Annotated in this window: 15 protein-coding genes and 1 tRNA gene; 6 read left to right on the top strand and 10 right to left on the bottom strand. The window is 65.4% G+C overall.

Annotation, left to right across the window (positions count from 1 at the left end; all coding sequences use genetic code 11):
- Positions 1–91: 91 nt before the first annotated feature.
- The 5 genes from clpX to HRV97_RS04295 form a co-directional block, all read right to left on the bottom strand.
- Positions 92–1,360, bottom strand: a complete 1,269-nt coding sequence (clpX, locus tag HRV97_RS04315; RefSeq protein ID WP_174192402.1) for an ATP-dependent Clp protease ATP-binding subunit ClpX — start codon at positions 1,358–1,360, stop codon at positions 92–94.
- 94 nt (positions 1,361–1,454) lie between these two features.
- A complete protein-coding gene (locus tag HRV97_RS04310) occupies positions 1,455–2,144 on the bottom strand; it encodes an ATP-dependent Clp protease proteolytic subunit (RefSeq protein ID WP_246248505.1) in 690 nt (229 codons plus the stop codon).
- A 98-nt stretch (positions 2,145–2,242) separates the two neighbouring features.
- Positions 2,243–3,181 carry a glycosyltransferase gene (locus tag HRV97_RS04305; protein ID WP_174192401.1) on the bottom strand — a complete coding sequence of 313 codons (939 nt, stop codon included), beginning with the start codon at positions 3,179–3,181 and terminating at the stop codon, positions 2,243–2,245.
- Between the two features lie 105 nt (positions 3,182–3,286).
- On the bottom strand, positions 3,287–4,987 hold the full coding sequence (gene tig, locus HRV97_RS04300; protein ID WP_174192400.1) for a trigger factor: 1,701 nt from the start codon (positions 4,985–4,987) through the stop codon (positions 3,287–3,289).
- A gap of 60 nt (positions 4,988–5,047) precedes the next feature.
- A tRNA-Leu gene (locus HRV97_RS04295) sits at positions 5,048–5,132 on the bottom strand.
- Between the two features lie 109 nt (positions 5,133–5,241).
- Here HRV97_RS04295 and HRV97_RS04290 point away from each other — a divergent pair.
- Positions 5,242–5,406 carry a hypothetical protein gene (locus HRV97_RS04290; protein WP_174192399.1) on the top strand — a complete coding sequence of 55 codons (165 nt, stop codon included), beginning with the start codon at positions 5,242–5,244 and terminating at the stop codon, positions 5,404–5,406.
- 7 nt (positions 5,407–5,413) lie between these two features.
- Positions 5,414–5,617 carry a hypothetical protein gene (locus HRV97_RS04285; protein WP_174192398.1) on the top strand — a complete coding sequence of 68 codons (204 nt, stop codon included), beginning with the start codon at positions 5,414–5,416 and terminating at the stop codon, positions 5,615–5,617.
- Positions 5,618–5,672: 55 nt separating this feature from the next.
- Here HRV97_RS04285 and gatB read toward each other — a convergent pair whose 3' ends face one another.
- The 3 genes from gatB to gatC are packed head-to-tail and all read right to left on the bottom strand — an operon-like array spanning position 5,673 to position 8,957.
- A complete protein-coding gene (gene gatB, locus HRV97_RS04280; protein WP_174192397.1) occupies positions 5,673–7,130 on the bottom strand; it encodes an Asp-tRNA(Asn)/Glu-tRNA(Gln) amidotransferase subunit GatB in 1,458 nt (485 codons plus the stop codon).
- Positions 7,131–7,185: 55 nt separating this feature from the next.
- Positions 7,186–8,670 carry an Asp-tRNA(Asn)/Glu-tRNA(Gln) amidotransferase subunit GatA gene (gene gatA / locus HRV97_RS04275; protein ID WP_174192396.1) on the bottom strand — a complete coding sequence of 495 codons (1,485 nt, stop codon included), beginning with the start codon at positions 8,668–8,670 and terminating at the stop codon, positions 7,186–7,188.
- Positions 8,670–8,957: an Asp-tRNA(Asn)/Glu-tRNA(Gln) amidotransferase subunit GatC gene (gene gatC / locus HRV97_RS04270; protein ID WP_174192395.1), complete on the bottom strand. Its 288-nt coding sequence runs from the start codon at positions 8,955–8,957 to the stop codon at positions 8,670–8,672. The genes gatA and gatC overlap by 1 nt, the downstream gene beginning before the upstream one ends.
- Positions 8,958–9,084: 127 nt before the next feature.
- On the opposite strand from gatC, the gene HRV97_RS04265 reads away from it, so the two are divergent.
- From HRV97_RS04265 to trmFO, 3 genes are read left to right on the top strand one after another with little or no spacing between them, the layout of a single operon-like run.
- On the top strand, positions 9,085–10,185 hold the full coding sequence (locus HRV97_RS04265) for a DUF3089 domain-containing protein (RefSeq protein WP_174192394.1): 1,101 nt from the start codon (positions 9,085–9,087) through the stop codon (positions 10,183–10,185).
- Positions 10,182–10,652: a Holliday junction resolvase RuvX gene (gene ruvX, locus HRV97_RS04260; protein WP_174192393.1), complete on the top strand. Its 471-nt coding sequence runs from the start codon at positions 10,182–10,184 to the stop codon at positions 10,650–10,652. Before HRV97_RS04265 ends, ruvX begins: the two co-directional genes overlap by 4 nt.
- Before the next feature lie 43 nt (positions 10,653–10,695).
- Entirely contained in the window at positions 10,696–12,006 is a 1,311-nt protein-coding gene (gene trmFO / locus HRV97_RS04255; RefSeq protein ID WP_174192392.1) for a methylenetetrahydrofolate--tRNA-(uracil(54)-C(5))-methyltransferase (FADH(2)-oxidizing) TrmFO, read from the top strand.
- Here the strand turns inward: trmFO and HRV97_RS04250 are convergent.
- Both HRV97_RS04250 and HRV97_RS04245 read right to left on the bottom strand, forming a co-directional pair.
- Positions 12,003–12,476 (bottom strand): EF-hand domain-containing protein, encoded by a 474-nt coding sequence (locus HRV97_RS04250; protein ID WP_174192391.1) that lies wholly within the window; start codon positions 12,474–12,476, stop codon positions 12,003–12,005. The genes trmFO and HRV97_RS04250 overlap by 4 nt on opposite strands.
- A gap of 66 nt (positions 12,477–12,542) precedes the next feature.
- A complete protein-coding gene (locus tag HRV97_RS04245; RefSeq protein ID WP_246248504.1) occupies positions 12,543–13,343 on the bottom strand; it encodes a hypothetical protein in 801 nt (266 codons plus the stop codon).
- Between the two features lie 65 nt (positions 13,344–13,408).
- Here HRV97_RS04245 and HRV97_RS04240 point away from each other — a divergent pair, with 65 nt between their 5' ends.
- Positions 13,409–15,283, top strand: a complete 1,875-nt coding sequence (locus HRV97_RS04240) for a pilus assembly protein TadG-related protein (protein ID WP_174192390.1) — start codon at positions 13,409–13,411, stop codon at positions 15,281–15,283.
- Positions 15,284–15,311 lie beyond the last annotated feature (28 nt).

The following is a 15,311-nucleotide window of genomic DNA, read 5'->3' as shown; positions in this document are numbered from 1 at the left end:
TCTTCGTTCCGCTGATCGGGCACCCACCAACGAGAAAGGGCGCCGCCGAACAAGCCGGCAGCGCCCTCCTAGAGTTTCGCGGAGCGAGGAGTCAGGCGGCGCCGTCCGCCACCTTCTGCTTCTCGGCATAGACGCGGATCGGCTCCTTGCGGCCCTCCACCACGTCCTTGTCGATCATCACCTCGTCGATCGAGTTCATCCCGGGCAGGTCGAACATCGTGTCGAGCAGGATCGCCTCCAGGATCGATCGCAACCCGCGCGCACCCGTCTTGCGCTCGATCGCCTTCTTGGCGACCGTCGTCAGCGCATCGTCGGTGAAGCCGAGCTTGGTGTCCTCCATCTCGAACAGCTTCTGATACTGCTTGACCAAAGCGTTCTTCGGCTCGCTCAAAATCTTGACCAGCGCCGGGATGTCGAGGTCCTCCAACGTCGCGATCACCGGCAGACGGCCGACGAACTCCGGGATGAGGCCGAACTTGAGCAGATCCTCCGGCTCGGTCTGACGCAGCATCTCGCCGGTGCGCTTCTCTTCCGGAGAGGCGACATAGGCGCCGAAGCCGATCGACTTGCCCTGCAACCGGTCGCCGATGATCTTCTCGAGGCCCGAGAACGCACCGCCGCAGATGAACAGGATGTTGGTCGTGTCGACCTGTAGGAACTCCTGCTGCGGATGCTTGCGCCCGCCCTGCGGCGGCACACTCGCGGTGGTGCCTTCCATCAGCTTGAGCAGCGCCTGCTGCACGCCCTCACCCGACACGTCGCGCGTGATCGACGGGTTCTCGGCCTTGCGGCTGATCTTGTCGATCTCGTCGATGTAGACGATGCCGCGCTGCGCACGCTCGACGTTGTAGTCGGACGCCTGGAGCAGCTTGAGGATGATGTTCTCGACGTCCTCGCCGACGTAACCCGCCTCGGTCAGCGTCGTCGCGTCCGCCATCGTGAACGGCACGTCGAGGATGCGCGCAAGCGTCTGCGCCAGCAACGTCTTGCCGCAGCCAGTCGGCCCGACGAGCAGGATGTTCGACTTGGCGAGCTCGACATCGGCCCCCTTGGCGCCGTGGTTCAACCGCTTGTAGTGATTGTGCACCGCGACCGAGAGCACGCGCTTCGCCTGCTTCTGCCCGATGACGTAATCGTCGAGCACGTCGCAGATTTCCTGCGGCGTGGGAACGCTGCCGTCCTTCTTGGATACGAGCGCCGACTTCGTTTCCTCGCGGATGATGTCATTGCACAGTTCGACGCATTCGTCGCAGATGAAGACCGTCGGCCCGGCAATCAACTTGCGTACCTCGTGCTGCGACTTGCCGCAGAACGAGCAGTAAAGAGTGCTCTTGGAGTCGCCGCCGGAGAGCTTCGTCATTCAATCATCCTTCCCGCGCATCCGCGGTATGGTGGGGCAGGCATGGTAACCCGCCCCTCGTTCAGTGGGCAATGCCGTTGCGGCGTGGCGCCGCTCAGGCGGCAGCCGCCACGTCGTCAGCCGGTGCAGGCCGCTTGTCGAACACCTCGTCGATCAGCCCGAAGTCCCTGGCTTCGTTGGCCTCAAGGAACGTGTCGCGGTCCATGCGACGCTCAATCTCCTCCAGCGGCTGACCGGTATATTGGCTGTAGAGCTCGTTCATCCGCTTGCGGATGCGCAGGATCTCCTTGGCCTGGATCTCGATGTCCGACGCCATGCCCTGCGCGCCGCCCGATGGCTGGTGAATCATGATGCGCGCGTTGGTAAGCGCGACGCGCATGCCCGGCTCTCCGGATGCCAGCAGAAAGCTGCCCATCGATGCCGCCTGCCCGATGCAGACCGTGCCGACACGCGGCCGAATGTATTGCATCGTGTCGTGGATCGCCATGCCCGCCGTGACGACGCCGCCTGGCGAGTTGATGTACATGAAGATGTCCTTCTTCGGGTTCTCCGACTCAAGGAACAGCAACTGCGCGGTGATGAGCGAGGCCATGCCGTCCTCGACGCCGCCGGTCACGAACACGATGCGCTCGCGCAGCAGGCGCGAGAAGATGTCGAACGAACGCTCACCGCGGTTCGACTGCTCGATCACGATCGGAACCAGCCCGGCCTGGGTCGGCTGGAGGCCGACGCCGGCGCTCGCCAACTTGCCCGCGAAATCGCCGTTGTCGAACGGATTGTGCATGGAAAAACTCTCTTGAAGGGAAGACCTGCAACATCGTCGCTGGCGCAGGCTTGTTCAAGCCCCAACGTGGGCGGTAGAGATTGGGAGGCTGGCTGGGATCAAGAAGGCCGCGGCGCCGGATGCCCGAGATAGGCCAGCCGGCGCACCTCGCGACGCCCGCGCACCACCGTATCGAGGATCAAGCTGGCGAAGAACGCCAGTGTCGCAATGATGACCAGACCGGTGACCAAGATGGCCGTCGGCACGCGCGGCACCAAACCCGTCTCGGCATAAGTGATGCCGAGCGGCACCGCGAGCACGACAGCGAGCAGCGCCAGCAAGCCACCCAGACCGCCGAAGAACCACAACGGCCGCTCGATCCGATAAAGCGTCACGATCGTCCCGAGGATGCGCCAGCCGTCGCGGTAAGTCGACAGCTTCGATGCGGAACCCTCGGGCCGAGCAAAATAGGGCGTCGAGACTTCGGCGACCGGCATCTTCAACTCAAGCGCATGCACGCTGATCTCGGTCTCAATCTCGAACCCGACCGACAAGACCGGGAAGCTTTTCACGAACCGGCGCGAGAAGACGCGGTAGCCTGATAAGATGTCGCTGAAGCTGCGGCCGAACAGCCGCGCGAGCATGCCCGTCAGCATCGCGTTGCCGAACTGATGCCCGCGGCGATACGCCTCGACCGCCTCGTGCACGCGGCTGCCGACCACCATGTCGAGCTGTTCGTCGAGCAATCGCGCGACCAGTGCTGGCGCCGATGCGGCATCGTAGGTCGCGTCGCCGTCCGCCATCACGTAGACGTCGGCATCGACGTCGGCGAACATGCGCCGCACCACCGCGCCCTTGCCCTGGATACGCTCGGTCCGGACAATCGCGCCGGCAGCGCGCGCTACCTCGACTGTCCGGTCGCGGCTGTTATTATCGTAAACGTAGATCGCGGCACCGGGCAGCGCTGAGCGGAAATCCGCTACAGTCTGCGCGATCGCGGCTTCCTCATTGTAGCAAGGCAGCAGCACGGCGATCGTCGGAGCGGTTGATGGCGGCACTGAACACCCGATCGAGCATCACCGCGGCAACGCTCCAGACTGAAGGAACACAGCCCGCGACGATGCCGCGGGTGAGCGCCAGTAACTAGCGCCCACCCCTTAACATCACGCTTCGGTCGCGGGCGCCTTCTTCGCGCGCGGCTTCTTGGCAGCGGGTGCGGCCTCGTCCGGCGCCGTCGTGCCTTCCGCTGCTTCTGCCGCCTCGGGCGATGCTTCGAGAACCTGCGTCTCGGCCTCGACCGGCGCACCCTTCTTGGCGCGCGGCTTCTTGGCCGGCGCGGCCTCGGCGTCGGTCGACTCGACGCCGGCATTGTCGCCCTTGGCCGTCGGCTTCTTGGCAGCCTTCTTCGCCGGCTCTGCCTCGGTCACCTCGGCAGCGGCGTCTTCGTCGGTCGCGGGCTCGGCCACTTCCTTCTTCGCCTTCTGCTTGGGCTTGTGGTTGTCGTGATCGTGCGTGTGGGTACCGGTCGCGAAGCCGTCCTCACTCTCGATCGCGGCCTCCAGCTCCTCACGCGTCGTCTCGCGATCGGTGATCTCGGCCTTTTCGAACAGGAAGTCGACGACCTTGTCCTCGTACAGCGGCGCGCGCAGCTGGGCGGCAGCCATCGGCTCCTGCTGCACATACTGGACGAACTGCTGGCGCTGCTCGGCCGGATATTGCTGCGCGGCCTGCATGATCAGTCGCTGCATTTCCTGTTGGCTGACCTCGACGCCGTTCGCCTGGCCGATCTCCGACAGGAGCAGGCCCAGACGCACGCGGCGCTCGGCAATCTTGCGGTAATCGTCGCGCTCGGCTTCCATTTCGGCGAGTGCCGCCTGCGGATCGGGCTCGTGCGTCGCTTCGTGCTGGAGCTGCGACCAGATCTGGTTGAACTCCGCCTCGACCATCGACGGCGGCACTTCGAAGTCGTGCCCTTCGGCGAGCTGATCGAGCAGCTTGCGCTTCATGTGGGTGCGCGTCAGCCCGTTGTGTTCTTGCTCGATCTGCCCCTTCAGCAGACCGCGCAGCTGCTCCAGGCTCTCAAGCCCCAAGTTGGTCGCGAGCTCGTCGTCGATCACGCTCTCGCCAGCAGTCTTCACCGACTTGATCGTCAGGTCGAAGGTCGCGTCCTGCCCGGCGAGCTCCTTGGCCGGATAGTCCTCCGGGAAGGTCACCTTGATCTGACGCTCTTCACCGGCCTTCGCACCGACAACCTGATCCTCGAACCCAGGAATCAGACGGCCGGAGCCGATCTCGACCGCCATATCCTCGCCGGTGCCGCCCTCGAACGCCACGCCATCGGTCGTCTTGCCGACGAAGTCGACGGTGACGAGATCGCCCTGCTCGGCAGCCTTCTCGCCAGCGTCGTCCCACTTCTTCTGCTGGTCGGCGAACTTCTGCAGGTGCGCGTCGACCGCCTCGTCGGCAACCGGCACGCTCAAGCGCTCGAGCTTCAGCGCGTCGATCGCGGGCGTCGACACCTGCGGCAGCACTTCCAGCTCGACCTTGAGCTCGGCGTCCTTGCCTTCCTCATATCCGTCGGCGAGTTCGACCGAGGGCTGGGTCGCGGGACGCAGCTGCTTCTCGGCGATCAGCGACTGCACGCCGTCCTGGATCGAGGTGTTGAGCGCTTCCTGCATCAGCGCGGGGCCATGCATCTTGCGCACCAGATTGGCGGGCACCTTGCCGGGACGGAAACCGGGCATGCGGATCTGCGGAGCGACGCGCTTCAGCTCGGCGTCGACCTTCTTCGCGATCTCGGCGGCGGGGATGGTGAGGGTGTAGACGCGCTTCAGCCCCTCGTTCAACGTCTCCACAGTCTGCATGTTACGCCTTCGCTTCTAGGAATATCGTTGATGGTGGCACCCGCGAGCAAGTCGCGGGACTGGTGCGGGCGAAGGGACTCGAACCCCCACATCTTGCGATGGCAGGACCTAAACCTGCTGCGTCTACCAGTTCCGCCACGCCCGCACAGGACACCGTCGGTCGCGCGCCTCTATACCGTGGAAACCGCGGGAGCAAGCGCGGCGGCAACCGAAGCTTGCCGCACGGCGTTCAGACCAGCGAAGGAGACGAACACATGGCCACCAACCCAGGCGATCTGCCCGCCGACGTGCCGCAGCCGACCCAACCCGCGCAGCCCGACGTACCGCCGCCGGAAGTGTCGCCGCCCGGACCCGACATCGACATGCCAAGCCCGGGCGCGCCGAACGAGATGCCCGCCCCCGCGAACCCGACCATCTGAGGCCGCTATGACCGATCCAAAGACAGTAGACGTGACGCCCAACCGCGATGACGAGCGCCCCGACATCCAGCAGGCCGTCGAGGCACGCAGCGACGCGGTTGAGCGCGGCGAAGGCGGCTCGGAGCCCGCGATGTTCACCGACACCGGCGAGTTCGACGGCAATAGCGGTACCGGCGGCGAGGTGAAGAACCAGGACGACACGCAGCAGTAACCGCTCGAGGGTCGGTCTCGCTGATGGCGGCCGACCCTCGGTTCACCACCGCAAGTTAGTTTGCCAGCGCCTTGTTCAGCAGATCGTTGACCACCTGCGGATTGGCTTTGCCAGCCATCGCCTTCATCGTCTGACCGACGAAGAAGCCAAACAGCGTTTCCTTGCCACCGCGATATTGCTCGAGCTGCTTGGGGTTCTTCGCCAGCACGTCGGCAATCACCACCTCGATCGCGCCCGTGTCGCTGGTCTGCTTGAGCCCGCGTTCCTCGACGATCTTGCCCGGCGCGTCGCGCGTTTCCAGCATCGCCTCGAACACCTGCTTGGCAAGACTGCCCGACAACGTGCCGTCCGCCACCAGCGCGAGCAGCTCCGCCGCCTGCCCCGGCTGCACCGGACTATCGCCGATCGACTTGCCAAGGCGGTTCAGTGCACCGAACAGCTCGCTTGTCACCCAATTTGCCGCTGCGACCGGCGCCGCACCCGTCTCCAGCAGCGCGTCGAACCAGCGCGCGCTCTCGACCTCGGCGGTTAGGACGTTGGCGGCATAGGCGCTGATCCCTAACGCCTCATACCGCTTGCGCTTGGCATCGGGCAGTTCGGGCAGCGACGCGCGGCACTCCTCGAGAAAGGCATCGTCGAGTTCGAGCGGCAGCAGATCGGGATCGGGGAAATAGCGGTAATCGTGCGCGTCTTCCTTCGACCGCATCGACCGCGTCGTGCCCGTATCGGGGTTGAACAGCCGCGTCTCCTGCTGGATCGCGCCGCCGTCCTCAAGCACCTCAACCTGCCGCTTCGCCTCATGCTCGATCGCGGCCATCACGAAACGGACCGAGTTGACGTTCTTCGTCTCGGTACGTGTGCCGAGTTCGTCACCCGGCTTGCGCACGCTCACGTTGACGTCGGCGCGCATCGATCCCTGGTCCATGTTGCCGTCGCACGACCCGACGTAGCGCAGGATCGAGCGCAGCTTCGTCAGATACGCCCCGGCTTCCGCGGGCGAGCGCATGTCCGGGCGGCTGACGATCTCCATCAGCGCCACGCCTGACCGGTTGAGGTCGACGTAGGAGCGCGTCGGATGCTGGTCGTGCATCAGCTTGCCCGCGTCCTGCTCGACGTGGATGCGCTCGACCCCGATCGTTTTGACCGCGTCGCCGTCCTCAATCTCGATCGCGCCTTCGCCGACCAGCGGATGGTAGAGCTGGCTGATCTGATAACCCTGCGGCAGATCGGCGTAGAAGTAATTCTTCCGATCGAACCGCGACCATTTGTTGATCTGAGCGTCGATCGCCAGCCCGGTGCGTACCGCCTGGCGGATGCACTCGCGGTTGGGCACCGGCAGCATCCCCGGCATCGCCGCGTCGACCAGGCTCACCTGGCTGTTCGGCTCGGCCCCGAACGCGGTTGCCGCACCCGAGAACAGCTTGGCGTTGCTCGTCACCTGCGCGTGGACTTCCAGGCCGATCACGACCTCCCAGTCCCCGGTCGCGCCCTTGATGCGATAGGTCGATTCCATTGTCGTCAATCCGCTTCCACCCACGGCGCACGAGCCTTGCTCGCACGCCTGCCTATCACCACCAGCGCTCCGGCCGCGCCACGAAGCCCGCGCGCTCTTCGATCGCGAGCGCGGCGTTCAACACGCCCTGCTCGTCGAGCGCGCGACCGATCACCTGCAGCCCGAGCGGCAGCCCCGCCTTGTCGAGCCCGCCCGGCACGCTCATCGCCGGCAACCCGGCCAGCGACGACGGCACGGTGAAGACGTCGTTCAGGTACATCGCCAGCGGATCGGCGCTCTTCTCACCCAGCTCGAACGCGGCCGACGGCGCGGTCGGGGTCAACAGCACGTCGCATTGCTCCCACGCGCGCTCGAAATCCTGCGCGATCAGCGCGCGGACCTTCGATGCTTGCGTGAAATAGGCATCGTAGAAGCCCGCCGACAGCACGTAGGTACCGATCAGGATGCGACGCTTCACCTCGTCGCCGAACCCCGCCTCGCGCGTCGCGGCGTACATGTCCTGCAGGTTCGCACCCTCGGGCAGGTCGCGCTGCCCGAACCGCACGCCGTCGTAACGCGCCAGGTTGGACGATGCTTCGGCCGGCGCGATGATGTAATAGGCCGGCAGCGCGTAGCGCGTGTGCGGAAGCGACACCTCCAAAATCTCGGCACCAGCGTCACGCAGCCAGGCGATCCCCTGCTGCCACAACGCCTCGATCTCCTCGGGCATGTTGTCGACACGGTATTCGCGCGGGATGCCGACGCGCTTGCCGGCCATGCTCGCGTTCAGCCCGGCCTCCCACTTGGGTACGGGCAGGTCGAGCGAGGTCGCGTCCTTCGGATCGAACCCGCTCATCGCCTCCAGCATGATCGCGCAGTCGCGCACGTCGCGTGCCATCGGTCCCGCCTGATCAAGCGAGGAGGCAAAGGCGATCGTGCCCCAGCGCGAGCAGCGCCCGTAGGTCGGCTTGATGCCCGAAATGCCGACGAACGCCGCGGGCTGGCGGATCGAACCGCCCGTATCGGTACCCGTTGCGCCGGGCGCGATCCGCCCCGCAACGACCGCCGCGCTGCCGCCCGACGATCCGCCGGGCGCTAGGGGCGCATTGCCGCCGTCGTTGCGCCGCCACGGGCTGATCACGTTGCCGAAATAGCTCGTCTCATTCGACGACCCCATTGCGAACTGGTCGAGGTTGAGCTTGCCGAGCATGCCTGCGCCCGCGTCCCACAGCTTCTGCGAAACGGTGGACTCATATTCGGGCTTGAAGCTTTCAAGAATGTGGCTCGCCGCGGTTGTCTGCACGCCGCGGGTGCAGAACAGGTCCTTCATCCCGATCGGCACGCCCGCCATCGATGGCAGCGTGTCACCTGCCGCGCGCGCCTCATCGACCTTGTCGGCCGCGGCGAGCGCGTGGTCGGGCGTTTCGACAATGAACGCGTTGAGCGGCTTCGCGGCCGCCACCGCGGCGTTGAAGGCCTCGGCCACCTCGCGCGCGGAGAAGTCGCCGCCCGCCACGCCGTCGCGGATCTGGCGGATACCCAGGTCGGTCAGCTCGCTCACTATTCGATCACCTTGGGAACCGTGAAGAAGCCGTGCTCGGCCTGGGGCGCGTTGGCGAGCACCTGCGTGCGGATGTTGCCATCGGTCACCACGTCGTCGCGCAGCCGCAGATGGTTCGGGATCACCGCGGTCATCGGCTGCACCGACGAGGTGTCGACCTCACCCAATTGCTCGATCCAGCCGAGGATGTTGCCGAGTTCGGGCGCGAGGCGGCTCGCCTCCTCGTCGCCGATCGCGATCCGCGCGAGCTTGGCCACGCGTTTAACGGTTGCTGTGTCTACGGACATGCCCGCGCCGCTACCACCAGCCGCATTCCCTGCGCAACCGCGTGATTGCGCAGCGATCCCGGCTGCGGCAGAGCGAAGCCGACCGGCGCGGCTCTTCTCGCGGTGCCAGGGTAATGGACGCTGTCGCTTGGTTCGCAAATTCCTCTACATCGTCACCGGACTGATCGTCCTCGCGCTCGCGGGGCTCATCGCCTACCGCATCTGGGGCGTCGAGCTGATGCGCGCGGCAATGGTGCCGGGCGAGGAGTTCAAGGCGGTACGCGGCCTGACCCCGGCCGACTACCGCGACGCCAAGCTGTGGCTCGCGCGGCCCGACATCCGCAACAACCCCGCATTGTGGACGCCCGCGGGTGAGCAGCCGCGGCGGCAGCCCGGCGGTGCGGCAGTGTTCTTCATCCACCCGACGTCTTACCTCAACCGCGCGCACTGGAACGCGCCGCTCTATGACGCGGAGGCGAACGACCGCGCCGCATTGTTCCTGCGCGGGCAGGCGAGCGCGTTCAACGCGGTCGGCGAGATCTGGGCGCCGCGTTATCATCAGGCGACCTTCGGCGCGTTCCTGACCGATCAGGCGAATGCCGAGCGTGCGCTCGATCAAGCGTACCGCGACGTGCTCGCCGCCTTCGACGACTTCTTGGCGCAGGTTGGCCCCGATCGCGCAATCATCCTCGCCGGGCACAGCCAGGGTGGCTTGCACCTGACCCACCTGCTGCGCGACCGGGTCGCGGGCAAGCCGCTCGCGCGTCGCATCGTCGCGGCTTACGTGATCGGCTGGCCGGTCTCGACTGCGACCGACCTGTCCGCGCTAGGGCTACCTGCCTGCGTGCGCGCCGACCAGCGCGGCTGTATCCTGTCGTGGCAGAGCTTCGCCGAGCCGGCCGATCCCTCGCTGATCACCGAGAATTACGACCGTACCACCGGGTTCGACGGACGCCCGCGCAAGGGCACGCGGATGCTGTGTACGAACCCGATCACCGGCGTGCCCTTCACCGCTGCTCCGGCAACGGCCAACCTCGGCACGCTCTATCCCAGCGAAGACCTGTCGACCGCGCAGCTGCGCCCCGGCACGGTCGGTGCGCGCTGCGATGCGCGCGGTCTGCTGCTGATCGGGTCGCCCCCCGATGTCGGCCCGTACGTGCTGCCGGGCAACAACTATCACGTCTACGACTACAGCCTGTTCTGGGCCAACGTCCGCGCCGACGCTGCGCGCCGGATGGCAGCGCGATGATCACGACCGACGCGCATGAATTCGCCGCGGCTTTGCCTAACGGTGGGCGGCTGCTGGGGCTCGACCTCGGCACCAAGACGATCGGCACCGCTCTGTGTGACGCGGGGTGGAGCTTCGCCAGCCCCGCCCCCCTTGTCCGCCGCACCAAATTCACCGCCGACAAGGCAGCATTGGCCCAGTTGGCCCAGGCGCAGCACGTCGTCGGTATCGTCATGGGCCTGCCGCTCAACCTCGACGGCAGCGTCAGCCCACGCAGCCAGTCGGCCCGCGCCTTTGCGCGCAATTGCGCCGACATGAACCTGCCCATCCTGCTGTGGGACGAACGCTGGTCGACCGTCGCTGCCGAACGCGCGATGATCGAGCAGGACATGAGCCGCGCCAAGCGCGCCGAACGCATCGACTCGGCGGCGGCCGCACACATCCTGCAAGCCGCGATCGACGCGCTGGTGAACGTCCAGCAGCATTGACGCGATGCTTGCGGTCATGAGGTCAGGCGTTATCTGGCCACCCATGACCCATGACATTCACGTGATCGGCGGCGGGCTTGCAGGCTCGGAGGCCGCGTGGCAGCTCGCCGAAGCAGGCTTCAAGGTGCGCCTGTCGGAAATGCGCGGCAGCGGCGAGAACACGCCCGCGCACCACACCTACCACCTCGCCGAACTCGTCTGCTCCAACAGCTTCCGCTCCGACGATGCCGAGTCGAACGCGGTCGGGCTGCTTCACCAGGAGATGCGCGCGCTCGGCTCGCTGATCCTGCGCACCGGCGACACGCACCGCGTCCCCGCTGGCAGTGCGTTGGCGGTCGACCGCGACGGCTTCTCGGCGGGCGTCACCGCCGCGCTTAAGGCGCACCCCAACGTCACGATCGTGCGCGAGCGCGTCGACACGCTGCCTGATGGCCCAGCGATTATCGCCACCGGACCGCTCACCGCCGCGTCGCTGTCCGACAGCATCGCCGCCGAAACCGGGCGCGATTCGCTCGCCTTCTTCGACGCGATCGCGCCGATCGTCCACCGCGATTCGATCGACATGGACGTGGCCTGGGCACAGTCGCGCTGGAACAAGGGCGACGGCACCGACTACATCAACTGCCCGCTCGACAAGGAGCAATACCACACCTTCGTTCAGGCCCTGCTCGACGGCGAGAAGACCGAGTATAAGGAATGGGAGGACGTTCCCTATTTCGAGGGGTGCATGCCGATCGAGGTGATGGCGGCGCGCGGTCCCGAGACGCTGCGCTTCGGCCCCATGAAGGGCGTCGGCCTCGACGTGCCCGCCACCGGGCGCTGGCCCTATGCCGCGGTGCAATTGCGACAGGACAATGCGCAGGGCACGTTGTGGAACATCGTCGGCTTTCAGACCAAGCTGAAGCATGCCGAGCAGGTTCGCATCTTTCGCACCATCCCTGGCCTTCAGAATGCAGAGTTCGCGCGATTGGGCGGCCTGCATCGCAACACCTTCCTGCGCTCGCCCGAACTGCTCGACGCCACCCTGCGGCTCTCCTCTCGGCCGAACATCCGTTTCGCCGGGCAGATCACCGGCTGCGAGGGCTATGTGGAGAGCGCCGCGATCGGCCTGCTCGCCGGACGGTTCGCAGCGGCCGAACTAGCCGGACGCGACCTACGCTCGCCACCGCGCGAGACCGCGTTGGGTGCACTGCTGTCGCACATCACGGGCGAGGCGGTGGCGGAAACCTACCAGCCGATGAACGTCAATTTCGGCCTGTTTCCGCCGATCGCGGGCAAGATCAAGAAAGCGGATCGCAAGCGGATGTACACCGACCGCGGACGCGAGGCGCTCGCCGGCTGGCTGGCTGCCTAGTCGTCGTCGCGCGCTGCCGCAGCGAGGCACGCGCACGCCGACCGCGCGCGCCGCTTCGGCTTGGTCGTCGCGAACTCTGGTGCTGTCAGCGCGCCCGAACGGTCGGCATCGGCGTCGGCGAAGCGCTTGGCCGTTTTCGCCGACCATTCGTCGAACGACAGTTGTCGGTCGCCATTCAGGTCGAGCTTGGCGAATGCCTTGACGCGGCTCGTCAAATATTCGTCGCGCGTGATTTTGGCGTCGCGATCCTTGTCGTAACGATCGAACCGCTTCTGCTCGCGCGAACGCTCAGGCGCCTCTGGCAGCACGACTGGCGCCTCTTCACCCTCTTGTGTTTGCGCCAAAGGCATTGCCGCTGGTGCGACATCTGACCGAACTGCGGCGTCGCTGCGCGCCTCGCCGTGGAACATCAGCCAACCGGCCGCCGCCAGCAGCACGACGACCAACCCCGCCAACAGATACCGCCACATCCCCCAGCCCCCTTCTGCATCCCCGCCGCAAGGTTAACCGCCTCCCTTGCGCCAGGTAAAGCGGCGTCAGCGACCAAGTAGCCTGAAACGAGCAACCGCGGCAGCGCGGCGCGGCCCGCCAGGCGCCCCCTGCCCCAACATCGCGGCCCGCGCGTCGAGTGCGAGCGCGCCGAGCATCCGCGCGTCATCCCACCGCTGGGCGAACGCCTGCTCGCTCAACGCGATGGCCGTTGCACGCGCCTGCTCCCGCAGTGCATCACGAGTGACGTTGGTTGCAAGATCGGCGAGCGCCCAGATCATGCCCGCCTGCTCGAGCAGATCCGACGTGGCGCCCAACAGACACCCGACCGCGGCGAACAAGCCACCACCACGCAAACGCGCAAACTCCTTAAGTGAGGCGGCGTCCGATCGCTCATCGTCGAGCAATATTTCCCAGCCCTCGCTCATCGGCGCGAGCGCACTACCCGTCACCCCCGCCGGCAAGACGCGGGTCGCCAACTCGGTAAGCAGCGGTTGTGCCGGTGGCGGTGCATAATCGAGTGCCCGAAGCGCTTCGTACCACCAGGTCAGCCGCATCTGACCCACGATCGGCTGCACCGTGGTGCGCACGATCTGGCCGAGTTGCCGATCAAGCGCGAACAAGGCGTCGACGCCCGTCGTTCGCATCGCACGCCCACACCACGCGAAAACTTGTTCGGGGCTGCTGAGAGGTTGCATGTCGCGCACATGCCGCAGATGGCGCCCGGACCAGCGACCGGCAAGCGTGGCTAATGCGTCCTTAACCCTCTTCCTTGAGCCGATATTGGACGTTTCTGCGTCATCGCGACGCGGTGACAACCGAGACTTGCCCCCCGCACCGCTCCGCATCCCACGACCGTGCGCACTTTCTCACGCGCTTGCTGCACGATCGTTCTGCGAACACGCTGGTCATCATGGCCGCTGCCATGATCCCGCTGACGGCTTTCGCCGGATCGGCGGTCGACATGGGGCGTATGTACGTGGTCAAGTCCCGCCTACAGCAGGCATGCGACGCGGGCGTACTCGCCGGGCGCAAGTTCATGCTCTCCGACGGCTCGTCCACACTCGACGCCAACGCCACCCGCCGCGCGCAGGACTTCTTTAACAACAACTTTCCAGCAGGCTGGGCCAATACCACTAACCTGACGTTCACGCCGACCAAGACCGGGGACCAGCAAGTATCCGGGACCGCGTCGGTCACCGTGCCGATGACGGTCACGAAGATCATGAGAGCGGGTGACGCCACGATCGATGTTACCTGCAAGGCCCGCTACGACATCGCGGATACCGACATCGTCTTCGTGCTCGACACCACCGGGTCGATGGCGTGCCGACCGGAGGACAGCGAAGCGCAGTGTAATACCTACGTCAACGCCAATCCTGCCGTTGCGTATACGCGGCCGTCGAACGACCCCGATGCGATGCCGGGTTACTCGGGCACGATGAGCTATGGTGTGCCCGAAACGCTGGTGGGCTCCGGTTCTCGGATGAAGGCGCTGCGGCAGGCGGTGAAAGACTTCTACAGCACCGTTGCCACGTCGGTCGATAGTTCGACCCGGGTCCGGTATGGATTCGTCAGTTACACCTCAATCATCAACGCCGGAAAGGCGATCTCCGCGGTCTCTCCCTCATACCTTGCCGGATCGAACAGCGGAGAAAGGGTTGATTATGAGACCCGACAGGTTTCAGACGAATACCAGATCTCGCTGAGCAGCACGTCGCAAGCAAACACCAAACCACAGGCTCAATGCCCGTCCAGCGCCAACACTCCGACACGCAGCCCCACTACGGCCCTGACATTTAGAACGTCTGATTCCAGCGCGACTTATACTTGGCAGGACTGGAACGCGAACACCGGGCGCTGTTCGGATTATACTAGGGTCGTTGGTCCTATCTGGTTGTACAAACAATATCCCATCGACGTGTCGAAGTACGTGACCGGCGTGTCCGTGGTGGACCCGACGCAAGTGAACGGTGCGACCTCGCGATGGGACGGCTGCATTGAGGAGCGTCAAACCCAGGCTGGTGTGACAAGCTTCAATTCCACCTCGTACGACCTCGACCCGTCGCTTGTTCCGACAACCGCAATGGCAACGCGCTGGCGCCCGGCTTGGGCTCCGATCACATGGGCGCGCTACAGCTATGCGGCCAACTGGGACCAAAAAAGTAACGGCGAGGATTTCAGCCCCTACCTTTACGGCAGCAATTATCCTGCCTTGAACATGGGTGCAGAGGCGCGGCGCAAATCGGGCTTTTACTCGTGCGGCAAGCCGATCCGCCGTTTGTCCGTCATGTCGGCGTCCGACGTCGCCGGTTACGTCGACGCCGCGGACTTCAAGCCGCTCGGCGGTACCTACCACGACACTGGCATGATCTGGGGCGTTCGACTGCTTGCCTCCAACGGTATCTTCGCCGCCGACAATATCGGACGCAGCGGACAGCCCGCTCCGAAGAAAGTCATCGTCTTCCTGACCGACGGCGACATGGCACCAAACGCTAACATCTACGGGCTGTACGGAATGGAATATTACGATCAGCGCGTCGGAGGAACCAACACGACCACGTCACTGAAGGACTTCCACAACGCCCGCTTCCTTTACGCATGTAGCCAAGCATCGAAACTCAAGATCGATGTCTGGACAGTCGCAATCGCGCCCAACACAACCGATCAGTTGACGCAATGCGCCAGCAATAGCGGACAGGCGCTTTACACGACGACGGGCAGCGGACTGACTACGCTGTTCCAAAAAATTGCCAAGCAGGTGGCGATGCTGAGGCTCGACAAGTGAGGCCTATCTTTTTCAAGCGGCTCGCACG

The organism is Sphingomonas hominis, from assembly GCF_013328205.1.
GTDB classification, from domain to species: domain Bacteria; phylum Pseudomonadota; class Alphaproteobacteria; order Sphingomonadales; family Sphingomonadaceae; genus Sphingomonas; species Sphingomonas hominis.
The sequence above is the reverse complement of the archived record's forward strand: the minus strand, read 5'-3'. Positions and strand labels throughout refer to the sequence as shown.